At 45.4% G+C, this 20,697-nt stretch carries 16 protein-coding genes; 3 read left to right on the forward strand and 13 right to left on the reverse strand.

All coding sequences use genetic code 11. The annotated features are described in order from the left end of the window. Window positions 1–114: 114 nt before the first annotated feature. Window positions 115–1,398, reverse strand: a complete 1,284-nt coding sequence (gene tyrS, locus ACKI5J_RS15220; RefSeq protein ID WP_407430338.1) for a tyrosine--tRNA ligase — start codon at window positions 1,396–1,398, stop codon at window positions 115–117. A gap of 110 nt (window positions 1,399–1,508) precedes the next feature. Here tyrS and ACKI5J_RS15225 point away from each other — a divergent pair, with 110 nt between their 5' ends. The 3 genes from ACKI5J_RS15225 (at window position 1,509) to dapA (ending at window position 5,202) form a co-directional block, all read left to right on the forward strand. Beyond that, window positions 1,509–2,198 (forward strand): hypothetical protein, encoded by a 690-nt coding sequence (locus ACKI5J_RS15225; RefSeq protein WP_407430339.1) that lies wholly within the window; start codon window positions 1,509–1,511, stop codon window positions 2,196–2,198. Between the two features lie 23 nt (window positions 2,199–2,221). Further along, window positions 2,222–4,237 carry an NAD-dependent DNA ligase LigA gene (gene ligA, locus ACKI5J_RS15230; protein WP_407430340.1) on the forward strand — a complete coding sequence of 672 codons (2,016 nt, stop codon included), beginning with the start codon at window positions 2,222–2,224 and terminating at the stop codon, window positions 4,235–4,237. Window positions 4,238–4,323: 86 nt separating this feature from the next. Further along, on the forward strand, window positions 4,324–5,202 hold the full coding sequence (gene dapA, locus ACKI5J_RS15235) for a 4-hydroxy-tetrahydrodipicolinate synthase (RefSeq protein WP_407430341.1): 879 nt from the start codon (window positions 4,324–4,326) through the stop codon (window positions 5,200–5,202). 40 nt (window positions 5,203–5,242) lie between these two features. Here dapA and ACKI5J_RS15240 read toward each other — a convergent pair whose 3' ends face one another. From ACKI5J_RS15240 to ACKI5J_RS15295, 12 genes are all read right to left on the reverse strand, one after another. Continuing rightward, window positions 5,243–5,440: a histone H1 gene (locus ACKI5J_RS15240; RefSeq protein WP_407430342.1), complete on the reverse strand. Its 198-nt coding sequence runs from the start codon at window positions 5,438–5,440 to the stop codon at window positions 5,243–5,245. A 109-nt stretch (window positions 5,441–5,549) separates the two neighbouring features. Further along, window positions 5,550–6,791 carry an aminotransferase class I/II-fold pyridoxal phosphate-dependent enzyme gene (locus ACKI5J_RS15245; RefSeq protein WP_407430343.1) on the reverse strand — a complete coding sequence of 414 codons (1,242 nt, stop codon included), beginning with the start codon at window positions 6,789–6,791 and terminating at the stop codon, window positions 5,550–5,552. 132 nt (window positions 6,792–6,923) lie between these two features. Next, window positions 6,924–8,540 carry a cell division protein FtsZ gene (gene ftsZ, locus ACKI5J_RS15250; RefSeq protein WP_407430448.1) on the reverse strand — a complete coding sequence of 539 codons (1,617 nt, stop codon included), beginning with the start codon at window positions 8,538–8,540 and terminating at the stop codon, window positions 6,924–6,926. A 126-nt stretch (window positions 8,541–8,666) separates the two neighbouring features. Further along, entirely contained in the window at window positions 8,667–10,016 is a 1,350-nt protein-coding gene (gene ftsA / locus ACKI5J_RS15255) for a cell division protein FtsA (RefSeq protein WP_407430344.1), read from the reverse strand. A gap of 49 nt (window positions 10,017–10,065) precedes the next feature. After that, the gene (locus tag ACKI5J_RS15260; RefSeq protein ID WP_407430345.1) at window positions 10,066–10,875 is read right to left on the reverse strand and encodes a cell division protein FtsQ/DivIB; all 810 of its coding nucleotides are present in this window, start codon (window positions 10,873–10,875) and stop codon (window positions 10,066–10,068) included. Next, a complete protein-coding gene (gene murC / locus ACKI5J_RS15265; protein ID WP_407430346.1) occupies window positions 10,868–12,220 on the reverse strand; it encodes a UDP-N-acetylmuramate--L-alanine ligase in 1,353 nt (450 codons plus the stop codon). Before murC ends, ACKI5J_RS15260 begins: the two co-directional genes overlap by 8 nt. Before the next feature lie 8 nt (window positions 12,221–12,228). Then, entirely contained in the window at window positions 12,229–13,326 is a 1,098-nt protein-coding gene (gene murG, locus ACKI5J_RS15270; RefSeq protein ID WP_407430347.1) for an undecaprenyldiphospho-muramoylpentapeptide beta-N-acetylglucosaminyltransferase, read from the reverse strand. Window positions 13,327–13,337: 11 nt separating this feature from the next. Then, on the reverse strand, window positions 13,338–14,510 hold the full coding sequence (locus tag ACKI5J_RS15275; protein ID WP_407430348.1) for an FtsW/RodA/SpoVE family cell cycle protein: 1,173 nt from the start codon (window positions 14,508–14,510) through the stop codon (window positions 13,338–13,340). Window positions 14,511–14,528: 18 nt separating this feature from the next. Next, window positions 14,529–15,875 (reverse strand): UDP-N-acetylmuramoyl-L-alanine--D-glutamate ligase, encoded by a 1,347-nt coding sequence (gene murD, locus ACKI5J_RS15280; RefSeq protein ID WP_407430349.1) that lies wholly within the window; start codon window positions 15,873–15,875, stop codon window positions 14,529–14,531. After that, the gene (mraY, locus tag ACKI5J_RS15285; protein ID WP_407430350.1) at window positions 15,875–17,116 is read right to left on the reverse strand and encodes a phospho-N-acetylmuramoyl-pentapeptide-transferase; all 1,242 of its coding nucleotides are present in this window, start codon (window positions 17,114–17,116) and stop codon (window positions 15,875–15,877) included. Before mraY ends, murD begins: the two co-directional genes overlap by 1 nt. Next, window positions 17,116–18,579: a UDP-N-acetylmuramoyl-L-alanyl-D-glutamate--2,6-diaminopimelate ligase gene (locus ACKI5J_RS15290; RefSeq protein ID WP_407430351.1), complete on the reverse strand. Its 1,464-nt coding sequence runs from the start codon at window positions 18,577–18,579 to the stop codon at window positions 17,116–17,118. The genes mraY and ACKI5J_RS15290 overlap by 1 nt, the downstream gene beginning before the upstream one ends. Beyond that, complete coding sequence (locus ACKI5J_RS15295) at window positions 18,576–20,672, reverse strand: penicillin-binding protein (protein ID WP_407430352.1); 2,097 nt, start codon at window positions 20,670–20,672, stop codon at window positions 18,576–18,578. Before ACKI5J_RS15295 ends, ACKI5J_RS15290 begins: the two co-directional genes overlap by 4 nt. Window positions 20,673–20,697: the final 25 nt, after the last annotated feature.

The following is a 20,697-nucleotide window of genomic DNA, read 5'->3' on the forward strand; positions in this document are numbered from 1 at the left end:
ATCGTCATCGCTACATGAAAGAGACACTTTCAGGCCTAGAATAAGAAAAAAAGGTGCAGTGCTGGTAACAGAAAGAATCTATTACCAACACTACACCTTATTATGTAGGTATTTTTAGACTGCGGTGATCAGGAAATAATTCTTCTTTCCTTTTTGTACCACTATAAATTTATCACTGATTAGATCTGTTAGTTGTATCAGATTGGCAGCATCGGCAACCTTGGAGCGGTTGATGGCTAAACCACCTCCCTGGATCATCTTGCGGGCTTCTCCTTTGGAAGGAAAAATCCCGGTGTATTCAGCGAGCATATCAACTACATTCACTTCGGCCGCAAGCATTTCTCTTGAAACTTCAAACTGCGGTATTCCTTCGAATATTTCCAGCACTTCTGCTTCTGACAGTTGAGAAAGGAACTCTATCGGTCCGTTTCCAAAAAGGAAATCAGATGTAGTTAATGCTTTCTGCAGGGCTTCTTCTGAGTGTGTACGAATAGTGATCTCGGCTGCAAGAGCCTTTTGAAGGGCGCGCATATGTGGCGCTGTAGCATGCTCTGCTTCGATAGCTTCAATTTCTTCTTTAGACTTTAAGGAAAAGATCCTGATCCAGTTTTTTGCATCCTCATCACTCGCATTCAGCCAGAACTGGTAAAATTTGTAGGGGGACGTTCTTTCAGGATCCAACCAAACGGCACCAGATTCGGTTTTTCCGAACTTGTTGCCATCAGCCTTCTTAATGAGCTGTGTGGTCATCGCAAAAGCTCCTCCTCCTCCCATGCGGCGTATCAACTCTGTTCCAGTGACAATATTGCCCCATTGGTCGGAGCCGCCCATTTGAACTTTACAGTCTTTGTTCTTCCACAACCAGTAAAAATCATAACCCTGAATCAGCTGGTAACTAAATTCAGTAAATGACAAACCAGCATCTCCTTCCAGCCGCTTTTTGACGGAATCTTTGGCCATCATATAGTTCACCGTGATATGCTTTCCAACGTCGCGGATAAAGTCGAGGAAGTTGAAGTTTTTGAACCAATCATAATTGTTGACCATCTCTGCACTATTAGCCCCGCAGTCGAAATCCAAAAACTTCTTCAACTGCGTTTCAAGCGCATGAATATTCCTTTTAAGTGTATCTTCTGAAAGCAGATTTCTCTCAGCTGATTTTCCTGAAGGGTCTCCAACCATTCCTGTAGCTCCACCCACAAGCGCAAAGGGCTTATGTCCCGCTTTCTGAAAGTGGATCAGGGTCATTATCTGTGTAAGATGTCCCACATGGAGAGAATCAGCAGTGGGATCAAAACCTATATACCCTGATGCCATGCCTTTATTCAGTTCTTCCTCTGTTCCAGGCATCATATCATGTAACATGCCTCTCCATCTGAGTTCTTCTATAAAATTCATTTCGTTTGTTTAAAGTCGCAAAGATAGAAATTCTGCGACTTAATGAGCTCCTGCTTTCCTGAATCAATAAATCTTATTATATTGTAGCAATTGGTCATCACCTCCACCCCATGAATTTCCTTTCCCATTTTTATTTTGACAGAGAAGAAGAGAATCCATACCGGATTATGGGTATCGTATTGCCTGATCTGCTTAAAAATGCCAATAAAGAATGGAATTTACGACCCGAGAAAAATGAGCATCTTTTTTTCCACGATGATTTGCAGAGAGGCCTTCTTGAAGGCTGGAAACGGCATCTGGAAGTTGACCGCTACTTTCACTCTTCCGAATTTTTCAGCAGGCATACCTCGACATTACGCCTGCAGATAGTACCCCATCTTCTCCATTCAGACGTCAGGCCTTCGTTTGTAGCACATATAGCCCTTGAGCTCATGCTCGACAGCCTTCTCCTTACCGAGCTAAGCCTCGACTCCTCGCGCTTCTATACTCAGCTTGAGAGCACAGATGAAGATGTCCTAAGCAAGTTTTTGCTGTTAAACAACATCCCCGAATCGTCCATCTTTTTTAACTTTCTAGAAGATTTCATACGCTCGAAATATCTCGAAAGTTACCGTAAACCGAAGGACATCATGTTCGCTATCGGGAAGATCTGTCAGCGTATCTGGCCCCGGCCTTTCACAGACGAAGAAAAGTTCCGGGTTGCCGGCATCCTTACTGCTTACCTCGAGGTATTGAAAGATGACTTCATCTCTATTTTCGATCAGATCGAACTCCGCCTGGAGCCGTACGTCAGTAAATAATTCAAAATACCTATCTTCGCTTTATGTCAATTTCTGATATCAAAAGCCGCATAGACGCCCTTACAGCTGAGCTTAATCAGCATAATTACAATTATTATGTCCTTGCCCAACCCACCATAACCGATTTAGAGTTCGATCAAAAGCTCAAGGAACTCGAGCAGCTTGAAAAGGAAAATCCGGAGTTGCAGGACCCCTACTCCCCGACCCAGCGGGTAGGCGGAGAGGTGACAAAGGAGTTCAAAACGGTCAAGCATAAATGGGCTATGCTCTCATTAGGAAACACGTATAATGAGCAAGACCTGCGCGACTTCGACGATCGCATCAAGAAAGCTATCGGCACCGACTTCCAATACGTTTGCGAATTAAAATTCGACGGGTTATCCATCAGCCTGACATACGAAGACGGTAAACTCGTAAGAGCCGTAACGCGTGGTGACGGAACCCAGGGAGATGACGTTACGTCCAACGTCAAAACTATTAAGCGCATTCCGCATCACTTAAAGTCTGAAGGTTACCCGGATGCTTTCGAGATTCGGGGGGAAGTATTTATGCACAGGGCTGCATTTGAACGTCTAAATAACGAGCGCATAAATAACGGCGAAGTTCCTTATGCAAATCCCCGCAACTTTGCCTCGGGCACTCTCAAGTTAAGAGATTCTGCTGAGGTCGCCAGGCGACCCTTGGATTGTTTCCTGTACTTCTTATATACCGACAAACGTCTATTCCGGACTCATTGGGAGAGTCTGGAAGCTGCGGGCAAATGGGGTTTCCACGTATGTGAACATAACAGGTTATGCAACAGTATTGACGATGTAATTGAGTTCATCCATTATTGGGAAAACGAGCGTTACACGCTGAGCTACGACATTGATGGAATTGTACTGAAGGTGAACAGCTATGCCCAGCAGGAAGAACTCGGGTTCACCGCCAAATCTCCAAGATGGGCCATCTCTTATAAATATAAGGCGCAGGAAGTTGAAACAGAGCTCAGACATGTGACCTATCAGGTAGGTCGTACCGGTGCTGTAACCCCCGTAGCAAACCTCAAACCGGTGTTGCTTGCGGGAACGACCGTTAAGCGCGCAACCTTGCACAATGCAAATGAGATAGAGCGTCTCGACCTTCATGAGGGCGACACTGTCTTCGTCGAAAAAGGCGGCGAGATCATTCCAAAGATTACCTCGGTGAATACGCTGAAACGGAAAGAAGGAAGTGCTAAGATCGTGTATCCTGAGATCTGTCCTGAGTGTGGGAGTAACCTGATCCGAAAAGAAGGAGAAGCGGCATTCTACTGCCCGAACGACGAAGCATGTCCGCCACAGATCGTTGGCAAGATCCAGCACTTCTGTAGTCGCAAGGCGATGAACATAGACGGCATCGGCAACGAAACTATAGAACTTCTATATCGAAAAGGGCTGATCGAGCATATTAGCGACCTTTACCTTCTTTATCAGAAGCCCGATCAGTTGCGTGAACTTGAGCGTTTTGGCGAAAAGTCAATCAGCAACATGCTCGAAGGCATTGAAAAATCAAAACAGATGCCATTCGAGAAAGTACTTTTCGGACTAGGTATCCGTTATGTCGGTGAGACGGTCGCCAGAAAGCTCACCATGCACTTTAAAAACATCGACAGCATTATGAATGCCAGCTATGATGAACTGATTGCCGCAGACGAAATCGGCGGACGCATTGCTGAGAGTATTCAACTCTATTTCCAGGACCAGCGACATATTGATCAGATCAATCGATTACGGGATAGTGGGCTTCAGTTTGTCCGGCAGGAGCACGAGATAATTCTTTCCAGCGATAAGCTGACCGGGAAGACTTTCGTCATCTCAGGAGTGTTTGAGCGGTTTAGCCGGGAGGAGTTATCCAACCTAATTGAGATGAACGGCGGCAAAATGCTCAGCGGAATTTCCGGAAAGCTGAGCTATCTGTTAGCTGGCGATAACATGGGACCTTCTAAGTTGGAGAAGGCCAACAAGCTGAAGATTCCCATCATTTCAGATGAAGATCTCCTGAAGATGTTAAAGGATTGATAAAACGGAACTATTTTTCAATAAAACCTATTAACTTAGCAGACTAAATTAAAAACCCGGTTATTAGGAATCACAGGCACTTACGAATGAATAAATTTTTAGGAACAGGAGTAGCTATGGTTACCCCGTTCGATCAGGATGGATCAATAGATTATCAGGGACTAAGCAAACTGATCAACTATCAAATAGACGGCGGAGTCGATTACCTTGTTTCTCTTGGAACCACAGGTGAGTCCGCCACTCTTACCAAGAGTGAAAAAGAATCTGTATGGAAGTTTACTGCCGAAGTAGTAAATAAACGGGTTCCTCTTATGGCAGGCATAGGTGGCAACAGTACCGCCGAAGTACTCGAAAGCCTTAAGAAACTAAACATAAAAGGTTACGATGCAATCCTTTCTGTAAGCCCTTTTTACAATAAGCCAACGCAGGAAGGAATTTATCAGCATTATAAAATCATTGCAGAAGAATCTCCGTTACCCGTACTGATCTATAACGTTCCCGGCAGAACAGCCAGCAATATCACTGCCGAAACCACATTGCGGCTGGCCCACAACTGCAACAATATATTCGGAACGAAAGAAGCCTCCGGTAACTTTGACCAATTTAACGCCATACTGCGTGATAAACCGGAAGATTTCCTCTTTATCTCTGGAGATGATGGCATTACCCTTCCCCTTCTAGCGATGGGCGGATCAGGCGTTATTTCCGTAGCAGGCAACGCCATACCGAAACACTTATCGGACATGGTAAGACTCTGCCTTGCAGGAGACTTTAAGGCAGCGGCGCCGATGCATCTTAAGCTGACAAGTTTCTTTAGCAAGCTCTTCTCCGAAAACAACCCAGGAGGCATAAAGTCAGCTCTCAAGCACTTAGGAATCTGTAATGACTACCTCCGTTTACCGCTATGCCCTGTAAGTGAACAGAACAGCAGCGAGATCCGGATCGAACTCGACAAGATCATATAAACAAAAAAAGAGAGTATGAATACTCTCTTTTTTTGTGTAATCACTTCTTTGATGCTACCGAATTCTTAGAGTCCTGAATCTCCAGGCGAATCGACTGTGCAAGGTTTTTAATATCCTGCAAGCCTTTTCTTAATCTAGTCCCGGCAGCACTATTTCCTTTGTTATAGAACTTGTCTGCATCTGCTTCTAAGCCAGCCAGGAGCTCCTTTAGCTCGGTAAACCTTTCAAAATTTGCCATAATAAGTTAGTTTTAGTTCCGCTTCTATTAAGCTTAAGCTAATGTAACAGCTTTTTTGAAGAAAAAAAATAATTATCTACGAATATAGACGGCTGTCTGGCAACTAAAGTTATGCGTTTATAACACTCTGTTCCTTATAATAACCCGCTTTAAGCTTCTCCGCCACTTCTGAGAACGCATCCAGTGTAACCTGAACATCTTCCAGGGAGTGTGCCGCAGTCGGGATTATACGAAGCTCCATTAAGCCTTTCGGAATAACGGGATAAACAACAATTGAACAGAATATGCTGTAATTCTCACGCAGGTCCATTGTAATGGCAGTAGCTTCATTCAGTTCCCCCTTTAGAAAAACAGGAGTGACCATGGTATCCGTTACGCCGAGGTTGAATCCCCTTTCGCGCAGTCCCTTCTGTAAAGTTGTAGCAATAGTCCATAGCTTCTCACGCAGCTCAGGCTTACTCTGCAGCAGCTCCAGTCTTTTACGCAAGCCAATAACCATCGGCATAGGAAGCGCCTTCGCATACGTCTGCGAGCGCATGTTATATCGGAGATAATTAACTATAGTTTCAGTCGAAGACACAAAAGCACCGATTCCTGCCATAGACTTTGCAAACGTTCCGAAGTAAACATCGATTCCGTCAATGCAGTTCTGAGCTTCATGAGTACCTGCTCCTGTCGCCCCCATAGTACCAAATCCATGGGCGTCATCGATAAGCAAACGGAAATTGAACTCGCTTTTCAGAGCAACGATATCAGCCAGCTTACCTTGCGCACCTGACATACCAAATACACCTTCCGTGATGACAAGTATCCCACCACCTGTCTGGCTGGTGAGCTTTGTAGCACGCTCCAACTGCTTTCTGCAGCTTTCAATATCATTATGTTGATAAACGAATCTCTTGCCGATATGAAGTCTTAAACCATCGATAATACATGCATGGCATTCTGCATCATAAACAATAACATCATTACGGTCTACAAGCGTATCAATGATAGATACCATTCCCTGATATCCGTAGTTCAACAAAAACGCATCTTGCTTTCCGGTAAATTTCGCGAGATCCTGTTCCAGAGCTTCATGATGATTTGAGTTTCCAGACATCATTCTCGCTCCCATCGGATACGCCATGCCGAATTCCTGTGCACCTTTCGCATCCGCTTCCCTTACCTCCGGATGATTTGCCAGGCCAAGGTAGTTGTTCAGGCTCCACACCAGGTGATCCTTTCCCCTGAACTTCATATGAGGTCCGATCTCACCTTCCAGTTTAGGAAATGCAAAGTATCCATGCGCCATCTTTTGGTGCTGGCCTAACGGTCCCATGTTCTGAGATATCTTATCGAATATATCCAACGTAATAAAATTTAATTAACTACAAAATAAAGTTGCAAAGTTAGCAATTTAAAAAAGTTTGCCTGCATTAATTCTTACAAAAGCAAAAAGCCCTTACTAAATGCAAGGGCTTTGATTTCTCTAAGAGTTTATTTAATCTACATTATCATGCAAAAAAGAATTATTAGGCCTTATTTCGGTTACCCCATCCTCGTTTGACAAGGTGAAGCGCGAAACCTGAGATTCTGAAGAATGCGGAACCTGCTGTAACGCCATTTGCTTTCTTTTGTATGCCGGCTCTGCTTCAAGCTCCTGAAGACCATTAGCCGAACGTAGCTTCATGCTCAGATCCTTAAGTCTCAAAATACGCTCTCTCGACTTTCTCAACTGCTCTTCTATCGACTCGTCTGTCTTGTTCTCGTCAGGATTATAAGCGACTGGTTCAGCCGGTTTCGCTGACTCAGCATTTGCAGGTGCAGATTGTGCAGGTAGGTCATCAAACTGATACTCGCTGTCCGTTACTTTAAAACCGAAGTCAAAAGACGATTCCTGAACCTGTTTTTCTTCATCCTGCAAAGTATGTCTGATCACTTTTGGCTGTTCAGCAACCTTCTTCTCCTCCACTTTCTTAGGAGCAAAACCTCCAAACAAATCAACCTGCAACTCTGCAGTAAATTGAGATGGAGCCGGCGCCTCTTCCTTCACCTCTTCAACCTGCTCAATGAAAGAGTTTACAGGCATAATCATCGGTGCATTATCCGGCGTTAGCAAAGACACCTTCTTCTGATGGCTCTTTTCTATGGCCCTTTCTTCCTTTGTCTGGAAGCCCGTCGCAATAATTGTTACCGAAATTTTATCACCCAGGTTCTCATCCATACAGTTACCCCAGATAAGGTCAGCAGCTAAGCCAGCTTCATCCTGAATGTAATCAGTAATCACACTCACCTCGTCCATAGAAACTTCTCTGGAACCTGAACTGATGTTTAACAGAATATATCGGGCACCTTCAATCTCGTTATCCTTCAGCAATGGAGATGCAAGAGCACCCTCTACCGCACGCAGAGCACGGCTCTCGCCTTCCGCAGAATAGCTACCCATGATCGCTACCCCACTATTGTTCATCACCGTACGAACATCCTTAAAGTCGACGTTTATATAACCCGGGATGGTAATAATTTCCGCGATACCCTTTGCTGCAGTAGTTAAAATATTGTCAGCCTGGGCGAAGGCCGCACTAAGTGTCAGGTTTCCGAAGATCTCCCTCAACCTGTCGTTGGAAATGACCAGGTAAGAATCCACGTACTTTTTAAACTCTTCCAGTCCTTCTTCAGCCTGCATCTTCCTGCGCTTACCCTCAAAAGAGAATGGCGTAGTAATGATACCCACCGTGAGGATATCCAACTCTTTCGCAGCTTTGGCAATAATCGGACTTGCGCCCGTGCCTGTTCCACCACCCATTCCTGCCGTAATAAACAACATTTTGGTTGTGCTGCCAAGCATGCGTTTTATATCTTCAATATTTTCAATCGCAGAGTTTTTCCCAACTTCAGGTATGGAGCCAGCCCCCATGCCCTCCGTTAAACTTGCACCCAACTGAACCTTGTTAGGGATCGGGCTAAGCTCAAGGGCCTGGGCGTCCGTATTACAGATGATAAAGTCCACCCCTGTAATTCCTTGCCTATACATATGGTTTACTGCGTTACCACCGCCGCCACCAACACCAATTACCTTGATAATTGATGATTTTTCTTTTAACATTTCAAACTGCATATCGTTATCAATCAATAGAGTAGATTTCGAATTTTATCGCCATTGCACCATTGTAATATTAAATAATTTTACACAAAGGTTTTCCACATTTGTTAAGATTGTGGAAAAATAATCCTTTGTTGAAAATTACTTAAGATAATCCTCATCTTTAATGTCATCCTTAATGAACCTCGCACCCGTCTGAAGCAACTTGTCAAACAAGCCAATACTTTTCTTAGCCTTCGGATCCTGAGGCGCTTGCACATAAACACCCGGCTGTTTCATCATTTCCTGAACCTCTTCCGCCTTCTGAATACCTTTGATCAAAAGACCGATACCAGTAGCATACAGCGGACTCTTCAGGTCGTCATATATATTCTTTGGCAAGACCTCATTTTTAGCGAGATGCTCGTTAGGATACCCTACGCGGCAATCAAGCCCTGTAACGTACTCAACCAGTTGCGGAAGATGCTTCAACTGCGCACCGCCACCAGTAATCACGATACCCGCAATCAGTCTTTTTTCATATCCGGAAGCCTTGATCTCATAGTACACATGCTCAATGATCTCTTCCATTCGGGCCTGGATAACATAAGCCAGGTTCTTAACAGAAATCTCCTTGGGTTCCCTTCCTCTCAATCCGGGCACGGATATAATTTCGTTGTCTTTGTTCTCATCAGCAAGCGCAGAACCAAAACGTGTTTTCAAGAGTTCCGCCTGATTACGCATAACCGAACATCCTTCGCGGATATCCTCCGTGACACTGTTGCCTCCGAAAGGAATTACAGCCGTATGCCTGATAATGCCCTCGTGGAAGATCGCAATATCGGTCGTACCACCACCGATATCGACCAGGACTACACCTGCTTCCTTTTCCTCGTCGCTCAATACCGCGTCTGAAGATGCCAGAGGCTCAAGGATCAGTTCCTGCGTCTCGAGATTCGCATTCCGAACGCATTTCAGAATATTCCGAACAGCGCTCACATGACCGGAAATAATATGGAAGTTCGCCTCAAGACGTACCCCTGCCATTCCTATCGGATCTTTGATACCCGGCTCGTTATCAATCGTAAACTCCTGTGGGAGCACATGAATAATTTCTTCTCCAGGAGGCATGACCAACTTATACATATCCTCGATAAGTTTCTCAATATCCTTGCGCTGGATCTCGTTCTGCAGATCTTTTCTCGTAAGAATTCCGCGGTGCTGAAGGCTCTTGATATGCTGGCCTGCGATACCCACGTTCACGATTTTGATCTCCACATTAGACTGGACACTGGCATCTTCAACAGCCTGCAGAATACCCTGAACAGTCTTTTGTATATTAGCCACCACGCCACGGCTCACACCAGCCGATTCTGCCTTGCCCAATCCGAGTATCTCTATCTTCCCATGCCCACTTCTGCGGCCAACTATCACACAAATTTTTGTTGTTCCTATGTCTAAACCAACGACAATAGGCGAATTTTTCGATGATGTAGAAGTGCCTTTATCCATAACTAAGGTGTTAATTTTTTTTGCTGATGTATTGTTAATGTTTTCCGTTTTATTTTTTTGTTGTGACGATCCAGGCACTGTCTGCAAGATTACGCTCGCAGATGATCTGATTCGTGTATTTAATATTTATTGTTTTATAAGCGTTCCATCCCACAACCGGCATAGCCTTTTTGTAGAAAGTCTTCAAGTTGCGCAGCCTTATCTCCAAAGAGTCGGCATCGCCTAAAATGATCTTCTGATTTCCAACACGAGGCACGACCTCAATATCTCGTTGTGCGTTCACATAAAGCTGTTCAAACTGGTCGCGCCATAAAGAATCCTTTTCAACGTACAGAGCTGTTTTATACAAGTCGCGAGTCACTTTTGTTCTAAGCGAATCATCTCTTTTGGTATAATTTTCCATTATGTAACCGTTTGCTACCAACACATGCGGCGTATAGTCCTTAGACGTAGGAATTTTGTTTCCCAGACGGTCAATGTAATAATCCTGATTGCTCAAAGTAATCACTCTCAAAATCGGATCACTCTGGATAACCTTAATATTCACCGTGCCGTCCATATCCGCAAAAACCTTAGCGTCCCTGATATAAGGATTCCGCTTAAACTCATTTTCCAGCTCATGCAAGTTGATCTCATGCAAGTACTTACTGATGATCAATCCTGAATGGTTCAAAATAATTCTGTTCACCTCATTACGGTCAATAAACCCCGCCGTACCGGGAATGATAACCTTAATATCCTTACACTTCAAATAGCTCTTTTTACTGTCAATAAAGCTCATCAAAGTAACCAGTCCTCCGATGCAGAGCAACCACGTGAACACGTACAAAATCCGTTTCCAGGCGATCCTTTTAAGCATGGCTCATCACTTCCTTTAAAGGTCCAACCATAGTGTCAATATCACCCGCTCCCGCTGTGAGCAGAAGCTCCGGTTTACGGATCGAAATATAATGCAGGCACTCCTCCATGCTGCAAAGCATTTTAAGTCCACCTTTCACTTCGTCCAGTATCATCCTTGATGTCACCCCTTCTATGGGCAGCTCCCTCGCAGGATAGATGTCCAGAAGGATCAGCTCATCTGCCATACTCAGTGCTTCGGCAAAGCCCGACGCAAAATCCCTCGTACGGGAATACAAATGCGGCTGAAAAATCACCGTTAGAGTCCGCTCGGGATACAGCGTCTTTACCGCCGAAATACAGGCCTTCAATTCTTCCGGGTGATGAGCATAGTCATCGATATAAACCGATTTTTCTGATCTTACCACATACTCGAACCGGCGTTTAACACCCCGAAAATCAGCAATAGCCGCCTTAATTTTCTCAGCCGGAATCTGTAAATAAAGCGCTGTCTGTATCGCTGCTACCGCATTTTCTATATTATGCAATCCTGGCAGGGGCATCGCAATATCACTTATCGCAATTCCTTCACCCGAAAAGTCGAAAAAGAACTGACCGTTTTCAACCCGGACGCTATGCGCATAACTCTCCGCCTGGCCGGATGCTGAATAAGTCAATCCGCCTGTCAGCGCCAGGCCCTTTTTATGAATGAGCTTTCCACCGCTTTTCAGCTGTGAAGCAAAAAGTCGAAAAGACTCCTTCACCTGATCATCTGTTCCATAGATATCGAGGTGATCTGCATCCATCGACGTCACAATGGCGATATCCGGATGAAGCGTCAAGAACGAACGATCATATTCATCCGCTTCTACCACCATGACGTTATTCGCTCCAAACAACACGTTGGTATTGAAATTCGAAGAAATCCCTCCCAAGAAAGCGGTACAATCATAACCCGTATGCTTCAGTATATGCGCAACCAGCGTCGACGTAGTCGTCTTCCCATGGGTTCCGGCCACAGCAATAGTAAACATCCCCTTGCTGATGATTCCCAGCACTTCCGAACGTTTCTTCAGTACATAGCCCCCATCTTTGAAATAATTCAATATCCTGGATTCCCTCGGAATAGCCGGGGTGTAAATGACCAGAATATTTTCCCTGTCCGTCCAGCTGTCCGCAATATCACTCGTATCATCAATAAACGAAACACTGATATTTTCTTCAACAAGACGATCTGTTAGTGCAGTACGCGTACGGTCATAGCCGCCCACCTGGCATCCTCTTTTATGAAAATACCGGGCCAGCCCGCTCATACCTATGCCGCCGATACCTACGAGATAAACCTTCCTTATTGAATCCAGCTCCATTTATCTGATCATTTAGCTATAATTAAAACTTCTTTTGCAATCACATCATCAGCATCCGGAAGCGCCAGGCCCGCAATATTCGCTCTCAGCTCCCTGCATTTCTGCTCATCCCTGATCAGGCTCACAGCCAGCGATCCCAGCGTTCCCTCTGCTTCCTGATCAGTGATCAGTACCGCCGCATTGCGCTTGACCAGGGCCATGGCATTCTGTGTCTGATGATCTTCTGCCACGTTGGGCGAAGGCACCAGGATCACCGGCTTAGCGATCACACATAGCTCCGCAATCGTACCGGCACCCGCTCTCGATATGATCACATCTGCAGCAGCATAAGCAAGATCCATACGGTTCAAAAATTCAACAATGCGCACATTCTCATGCACTTTATCCTGAGTTTTCTCCAGTATCGACTTATAATAAAACTTGCCTGTCTGCCAAATCAGCTGCACATCTTCTTTATCAAAAAGATCCAACTCAGCCAACATGCTTTTATTCAGCGTTCCTGCTCCAAGACTTCCGCCCGTAACCAGAACCGTCTTTTTATCTCCCGACAATCCGAAACTTGCAAGAGCTTCAGCGCGTTTCCCGTCTACATCAACCGCTTCCTTCCGAATCGGATTACCTGTCATCAACAGCTTGTCAGCCGGAAAAAACTGATCCATTCCGGAGAATGCCACACATATTTTTTCCGCTTTTCTGCCCAGCCACTTATTGGTCATGCCTGCGTAGGAATTCTGCTCCTGGATCAGATAAGGGACGTTCATATTCCCTGCCGCCAGCAACAACGGTCCTGACGCATAACCCCCAACACCTACAGCCGCATCAGGCTTAAATTCCCTGATTACAGCCCTTGCCTTCACTAAGCTTGCTACAACCTTGAAAGGCAGCTTCAGATTTTTCAACAACGAATGGCGTTGAAAGCCCTGAATATCCAATCCAACTATCTTATACCCGGCAGCAGGAACCTTTTCCATTTCCATACGTCCGTTAGCACCAACAAAGAGGATCTCCGTTGCCGGATCAAGGCGCTTCAACGCATTAGCAATGGCTATCGCAGGGAATATATGCCCTCCGGTTCCTCCTCCACTGATGATTATTCTTTTCGCCATTTTCTTCACTCTTACATTGCCGGTATCTCACCCACAACAATTTTATCTTCTACTGATTTTTCCTTACTTTTCTTCTCGTCAATATCCCGACTAACACTCAGGATGATCCCAAAAGCCACGCTCGTAAACAATATCGACGTTCCGCCCATACTAACCAGGGGGAGCGGCACACCGGTAACCGGGCCCAGCCCCACCGCTACCGCCATATTCGCAAATGCCTGAATCGACAGACTAAAACTCAGTCCGGCCGCAAGCAGCGCCCCGAAGGCCTTCGGGCTAGCCGTCACAATCAATACGCAACGATAAAGCAGCATCAGATACAGAAACACGATCCCCATCCCCCCAACAAGTCCATACTCTTCAATGATCAATGCATACACAAAGTCAGAATAAGGGTGCGGCAGGTAATTTCTTTGAGTACTATTACCCGGTCCTTTACCAAAAATACCACCTGTAGCAATCGCGATCTTCGCCTGGTTTGCCTGAAAAGCCTTGTCTGGATCTGCTTTTTCAGGATGCATATACACCTCAATACGCGAAGCATAAGTTGCCCGTCTCGGACCCAGAAAAATAACACCCATTAACACCACCAAACCCGCCAGGCATACCGCCGAAATTTGCTTGATGCTGATCCTTCCAATGATGAGCAACAATATACTCACACCAAACAGCATGATGGCCGTCGAGAGATTTGCAATGGCAATCAAAAGAAAGACCAAAGTCACCCAAAACATGATGGGTAAAAATGATTTCTTAACATCCTTAATCTGCTCCTGTTTCCTGGTCAGCAACCTGGCCAGAAACGTAATGAGCGCCAGCTTGGCAAGATCCGAAGTCTGGAAAGTCTGATTAATGATGGGTATTGTAACCCATCTACTGGCATCATTTACATGATTTCCAAACAGTAAAGTATAGAATAAGAGCGGTATAGCCACAATCATCAGCACCTTGGAAAGGCCCGCATAATACCGGTAGTCCAGCAAATGCGAAAAATACATCAGGGCCAAACCGCCGATGATCATTACCAGATGCTTAAACAAATACTGCTCTGTACCCACCCCCTTTTTATAGGCGAGCGTACCTGTCGAGCTGTACACCGCTAACAATGATAATACAGAAAGTAAAATCACAATCAGCCAGATCCAACGGTCTCCTTTTGCCCTGCTTAATATACTTTCAACCATAACCTTACCGTTTTTTCATTACAAATTCTTTATTGCCGCCTTGAACTGATCTCCGCGATCTTCGTAATTCTTAAATAAGTCAAAACTCGCGCAAGCCGGTGATAGCAATACCGTATCGCCCTTCTTGGCAAGATGATAAGACATCTCCACAGCATCCTGGGCAGAGAAAGTATTCACAATCATCTCCACATCATTTTCAAAAGCCTCATGGATACGCTTATTGTCCTTACCCAGACAAACAATCGCGCGCACTTTCTTACGAACAAGATCTTTGAGGATAGAATAGTCATTTCCCTTATCCACACCGCCCAGAATCAGGATTACGTCCGTCGTCATGCTTTCCAAGGCGTACCATGTGGAGTTCACATTAGTCGCCTTCGAATCATTAATAAATTCAACGCCGGTAATTCGTCCTGCATGCTCTAGCCTATGTTCGATATTCTTAAAATCGCCCATGCTCTCTCTTACGCTTTCGTTGCGCAATTCAAGAACCTTAGCCACAATACCCGAAGCCATAGAATTGTAGATATTGTGCTTTCCCTGTAACGCTAAATCTGTAATAGTCATCTTAAATTCTTGTTCTGTATTGAGTTTAATAATTATCTGATTGTCTTTCATATACGCGCCCCTTTCGAGCTCCTCCTTGATGGAAAAAGGATAAGTCACTGCTACCGCAGGATGCTTCTTTAATATTTCAATCGTTTCAGGATCGTCGGCACAATAAATGAAAACATCACTTTCCGTCTGGTTCTGAATAATCCGGATTTTTGATTCCGCATAGTTCTCCAGCTTGTAATCATAGCGATCAAGGTGGTCGGGCGTGATATTCAGCAATACCGCAATATCCGCCTTAAACTCGTACATATCGTCGAGCATGAAACTACTGATCTCCAGAACGTACCAGTCATGCTCTGACTGCGCAACCTGACGGGCAAAGCTCTGCCCGATATTCCCGGCGAGCCCTACGTTCATACCAGCATTCTTCAGAATGTGGTAGGTTAGCATCGTAGTCGTCGACTTTCCATTAGACCCCGTTATGCAGATGGTCTTCGCGTTGGAATACCTCGAAGCAAATTCAATTTCAGAAACAATTGAAACACCTTTCTCCCGAAGTTTCTTCACCAAAGGTGCCTTTTCGGGGATGCCAGGGCTTTTGATCACCTCATCAGCCAACTCGATCTTCTCTACCGAATGCTGCGACTGCTCGAACGCTATCCCCGCATCCTCCAGCTCTTTTATATATTGTGGAGCGATAGGTCCCGCATCTGACACAAAAACCTCGAAGCCCTGCTTTTGCGCCAAAACAGCTGCTCCTGTGCCACTTTCGCCCGCACCTAAAATCACGATATAACGCTTCGGTTCCATTATCTTAACTTTAAGGTTACAATTGTTAATACCGCCAATATTATCCCTACGATCCAGAAACGTGTCACGATCTTCGACTCGTGGTAACCCTTCTTCTGGTAATGGTGGTGCACCGGCGACATCAATAAAATCCGACGGCCCTCACCAAATTTTTTCTTCGTATACTTAAAGTAAGACACCTGCAGAATGACCGATAAATTCTCAAATAAGAACACGCCACACAGAATCGGGATCAACAATTCCTTCCGGATCATGATCGCGAACGCGGCGATGATACCACCAATCGCCAAACTTCCGGTATCCCCCATGAACACCTGCGCGGGATAAGAATTATACCATAAAAAGCCTACACACGCTCCCACGAAAGCACCCGCAAAAATCACGAGCTCTCCCGAATTGGGGATATACATAATATTCAGGTATTCCGCCATAATGGTATTACCCGATACATAGGCCAGCACGGCCAGCGTAACCCCAATGATCGCCGAGGTCCCCGTCGCCAGCCCGTCTATCCCATCCGTAATGTTGGCGCCGTTTGATACTGCCGTCACGATCACAATCACAAAAAACAGGAACACCACCAACGCATATTTCTCATATCCCTCCCCCAGGAAGCTCAGGAATTTCGCATAGTCAAATTCGTTGTTCTTCACGAAAGGAATATTTGTCATAGTCGACTTCAGGTTCTGGGTGAAATAGTATGAATTACCCTTCTGATGTACCTCGAGCGGACTGGTATTCGTAGTCGGCAAGGTCACCTGCTGCCGCACAACAATATCCGGATGGAAATACATCGTCCAGCCGATGATAAGTGCCAGCACAACCTGCCCCAAGATTTTAAACCTTCCTGCAAGACCTTCCTTATCCTTCTTAAATACTTTGATATAGTCATCAATAAACCCGATAATCCCCATCCACACGGTGGTAACAAGCATCAAAATGATATAGATATTTTCCAGCTTGGCAAACAAAAGCGTCGGAATCAGAATACCCAGAAGAATGATGATACCACCCATTGTAGGTGTCCCCTGCTTCTGCATCTGTCCTTCAAGCCCCAGGTTTCTCACCGTTTCACCAACCTGCATCGCTTGCAGCTTCTTGATCAGTCTACTCCCGTAGATCGTCGTGAACAATAGCGAGAAAATGATCGACATGGCCGTTCTGAAGGATATGTATTGAAACACGCCCGTCCCGGTTAGACCGTATTCATTATGCAACCATGTAAATAGATAATATAACATCAGCCTACCTGGATTAGTTGTTCAGTCAATACTTTCTTGTCATCAAAAGGATGCTTCACACCCTTTATCTCCTGATATTTTTCATGTCCTTTTCCCGCTACCAAAATAATATCTCCAGCTTTTGCCAGATGACATGCGGTACGAATTGCTTCTCCCCTGTCTGCTATTACCAACACCTTTCGCTTATTTTCGGGACTTACGCCCGCTTCCATCTCCCTGATGATATCCATCGGCTCTTCCGAGCGCGGGTTATCAGAAGTCAAAATCACTTTATCACTCCAGTCGCACGCAATCTGCGCCATCGGTTTACGTTTTGTCTTATCCCTGTCGCCCCCGCAACCGATCACCGTTATCACCTGTTCGATTCCTTTTCTGACGGATTGGATGGTACTCAGTACATTCTGCACGGCATCTGGAGTATGAGCGTAATCAACAATCGCGATCACACCGTTAGGGGCCGTTATATAATCAAATCTCCCTTCTGCACTGCTTAGTCTGCTTAATATCGTCAGTACCCTGTTACTATCCTGCTCCAGGAGCATAGCAGTGGCGTACACGCTCAGCAAATTATACGCATTGAAAGTCCCGATCAGCTTGAACCAAACCTCCTGACCATCAATATCCAGAATCAGCCCACTCAGCTCGTTCTCTATAATACGGACTTTAAAGTCGGCCATATTTTTAAGACCATAAGACTTCTTGTAGGCCTTTGTATTTTGCAGCATCACCTGCCCGTTCCTGTCATCCGCGTTCGTAAGCGCAAAAGCCGACTTAGGTAAAGAATCAAAGAAGCCTCGCTTTGCTTTCAGATAAGCATCGAAAGTCTTATGAAAATCAAGATGATCATGCGTCAGATTCGTAAAAACGCCTCCGCTAAACTGCAAGCCGGCGATACGATGCTGAGCAACTGCATGTGAACTCACCTCCATGAAGCAATAGTCGCATCCCGCCGCAACCATCTCTGCCAGGAGCCCGTTCAGAGCAATCGGATCAGGAGTGGTATGCGTAGAAGGAACAACCGTGTTATGAATATAGTTCTCTACCGTAGAAACCAAGCCCACCTTATATCCAAGTTCTTTAAACAATTTGAATAGCAGTGTAGCGACGGTTGTCTTCCCATTGGTTCCCGTAACGCCAACCAGCTTTAGCGATTCAGAAGGATGACCGTAAAATTCAGAGGCAATCAGGCCTAAAGCCATGGCCGAATCGCCAACAACGGCATAGCCTACACCTTCCGACAGCTGCGCGGGCAATGTCTCGCATACAATGGCAGAAGCGCCCAATTGAACCGCCTTCCCGATGTAATCATGCCCGTCAGACACCGTGCCCTTCACCGCAATAAACAATGAACCAACCTTTACCTGTCTCGAATCAAAGCAGATTTCCTCTATTCCGACAGTGCCGGGGCCCTGCAGATCAAGTACGGTAACTCCGCTTAGTAAGTCAGTAAATTTTCTACTCATTGCAATTCTATATTGATTGGGTATCCTTTAACAATTCTTGAACCTGCTGCCAGCGACTGCTTAACCACCTTACCACTTCCTTTCACAATAGGTTTGAGGCCGGCATTACTCAACAGATATACCGCATCTTTCAGTCCCATTCCCGAAACGTCCGGAACGCTGTGCGCATTTATCGACACCTCTTTCACAGACACCCCATTGCTGGTGTCTATAGGATGCACAAATTCACTGTTGGAAGCATAATAAGCTTTTATACCCAATGCCTTGTAAACCTGGCGGGTTGCCTCGTTATGACCCGCTTTGGAAGGAGGCAACTTCGTATTACCCACTAACCTTTCAGGCACAGGATTATACATCTCCTTGTCGTTAGCATAGATCTTATCCGCAATTTCACGGAAAGGAGGACCAGCCACCTGAGCACCATAATATCCGTTTTTGGGTCCGTTAACGACTACAATCAGTGAATACTTCGGATTATCCGCCGGGAAATACCCGCAGAAAGAAGCCTGGTACTGGCGCTTTGCGCGGTAACCCCTGTTGGCGTCGGCTACCTGGGCAGTCCCGGTTTTACCTGCGACTTTATACAGGGGATTGTAAATGATCGTGCGGCCCGTACCCTCTGTGATAACACTCTCCAGCAGCGACTGCATCGTCTTAATAGCCTCATCGGAGGCTATTTTCTCATTAATTACGCGAGCGTCGAAATGCTCTATGGTGTTTCCAAGTCTTCTGATTTCCTTCACGAATATCGGCGCCAGGTATTTACCGTCATTGGCAATCGCATTATAGAAAGAAAGCATTTTCAAAGGCGTAAGCTGCATCTCATAACCATAGGCCATCTGAGGCAGCGACATATTCTTATTCCAGCTTCTGTTGTTCGGATTCTTCACTACAGGCTTAGCTTCTCCGGGAATCTGTATCCCCAATCTTTCATGCAAATGCCAGTTATACAGATGATCGGTAAATTTAGATTGATTATCCTTATAAGTCTGATTGACCAGCTTAGCTACCGCGGCGTTCGATGAAGTATTGAAAGCTCTCTTCACGGAGATTGTACCAATACTACCGTGTGAGTCTTTGATTATATGTCCCGGAATTTTATAGTTTTCCGTTGATACTAATGTGCTAGTGTCTACAGCCTTGTCTTCCAACAGTGCCAGATATGATGCCACTTTAAATGTAGATCCAGGATCCTGATTTCCGGCAATGGCATAATTGAACTTTTCTTCATAAGTACCCTTCCCCGTGCGAGTATAGTTTGCTATAGCACGGACCTCGCCTGTTTCAACCGACATCACAATAGCCGATCCATGGGCCGCATCGCTTTTAATCAGCTGCTTCAGTAGCGCGTTCTGCGTCACGTCCTGAATATTGATGTCGATCGTTGATACGATATCGGCGCCATCCTTAGGGGCAATCTCAATATCTTTATTCACCGGCATCCAGATTCCGCCCGCAATACGCTGCATCAGCCTCCTGCCGCTTTCGCCATTCACATATTCACCAAACGCTCCCTCCAGGCCCACAGGCTGCACATGCTCGTTATTATAACCTATGGTTCTGGCAGCCAGACTCCTAAACGGCAAAATTCGCTTATTCTTCTGAACAGCGATCAAACCACCTTTATATTTCCCCATATTCAGGATCGGGAAGGTCTTGATTATCTTGAGCTCCTGGTGCGTTACGTTCCTCTTCAGCAGAAAGTACCGCTCCCCGTCCCTTCTGGCTTTTCGTAAAATATTGGAATATTGCCTCGAACTCTTGTCGTTAAAAAACCGCGACAATTTCTCCGCCAGCGAATCAACCTTTTCGTAGAATACCTGATCGTTTTCTATCCCTCCCGCTTTCAGGTCAAAACGCAACTCATACTCAGGTACAGATGTTGCCAGCAAACTTCCGTCATGAGATAGAATATTACCCCTGACCGCTTCCACGTTCACAAATTTGGTCGATAAACTATCGGCCATCGCCCTCCACTTTTCACCTTCAGTGATCTGAACGTGGAAAAGTTTAAACAATACAGCAAATGCCAGCAGAACAATCAGTCCGAAGGCTATATAAACACGCAATAAAATGTCAGTTCTGATATTCATAACTCACTGCTTATTTATCTTTTTT

Origin of the sequence: Arcticibacter sp. (assembly GCF_045629565.1) — a bacterium.
Classification (GTDB): Bacteria; Bacteroidota; Bacteroidia; order Sphingobacteriales; family Sphingobacteriaceae; genus Arcticibacter.

Excerpts from the sequence above, each read along its gene's own strand:
- murD (WP_407430349.1), bottom strand. The coding sequence starts at position 15,875 with ATGGAACCGAAGCGTTATATCGTGATTTTAGGTGCGGGCGAAAGTGGC.
- mraY (WP_407430350.1), bottom strand. The coding sequence starts at position 17,116 with ATGTTATATTATCTATTTACATGGTTGCATAATGAATACGGTCTAACC.
- ACKI5J_RS15290 (WP_407430351.1), bottom strand. The coding sequence starts at position 18,579 with ATGAGTAGAAAATTTACTGACTTACTAAGCGGAGTTACCGTACTTGAT.
- ftsA (WP_407430344.1), bottom strand. The coding sequence starts at position 10,016 with ATGGATAAAGGCACTTCTACATCATCGAAAAATTCGCCTATTGTCGTT.
- ftsZ (WP_407430448.1), bottom strand. The coding sequence starts at position 8,540 with ATGCAGTTTGAAATGTTAAAAGAAAAATCATCAATTATCAAGGTAATT.
- ACKI5J_RS15240 (WP_407430342.1), bottom strand. The coding sequence starts at position 5,440 with ATGGCAAATTTTGAAAGGTTTACCGAGCTAAAGGAGCTCCTGGCTGGC.
- ACKI5J_RS15260 (WP_407430345.1), bottom strand. The coding sequence starts at position 10,875 with ATGCTTAAAAGGATCGCCTGGAAACGGATTTTGTACGTGTTCACGTGG.
- ligA (WP_407430340.1), top strand. The coding sequence starts at position 2,222 with ATGTCAATTTCTGATATCAAAAGCCGCATAGACGCCCTTACAGCTGAG.
- dapA (WP_407430341.1), top strand. The coding sequence starts at position 4,324 with ATGAATAAATTTTTAGGAACAGGAGTAGCTATGGTTACCCCGTTCGAT.
- murG (WP_407430347.1), bottom strand. The coding sequence starts at position 13,326 with ATGGCGAAAAGAATAATCATCAGTGGAGGAGGAACCGGAGGGCATATA.
- tyrS (WP_407430338.1), bottom strand. The coding sequence starts at position 1,398 with ATGAATTTTATAGAAGAACTCAGATGGAGAGGCATGTTACATGATATG.
- ACKI5J_RS15225 (WP_407430339.1), top strand. The coding sequence starts at position 1,509 with ATGAATTTCCTTTCCCATTTTTATTTTGACAGAGAAGAAGAGAATCCA.
- ACKI5J_RS15275 (WP_407430348.1), bottom strand. The coding sequence starts at position 14,510 with ATGGTTGAAAGTATATTAAGCAGGGCAAAAGGAGACCGTTGGATCTGG.
- murC (WP_407430346.1), bottom strand. The coding sequence starts at position 12,220 with ATGGAGCTGGATTCAATAAGGAAGGTTTATCTCGTAGGTATCGGCGGC.
- ACKI5J_RS15295 (WP_407430352.1), bottom strand. The coding sequence starts at position 20,672 with ATGAATATCAGAACTGACATTTTATTGCGTGTTTATATAGCCTTCGGA.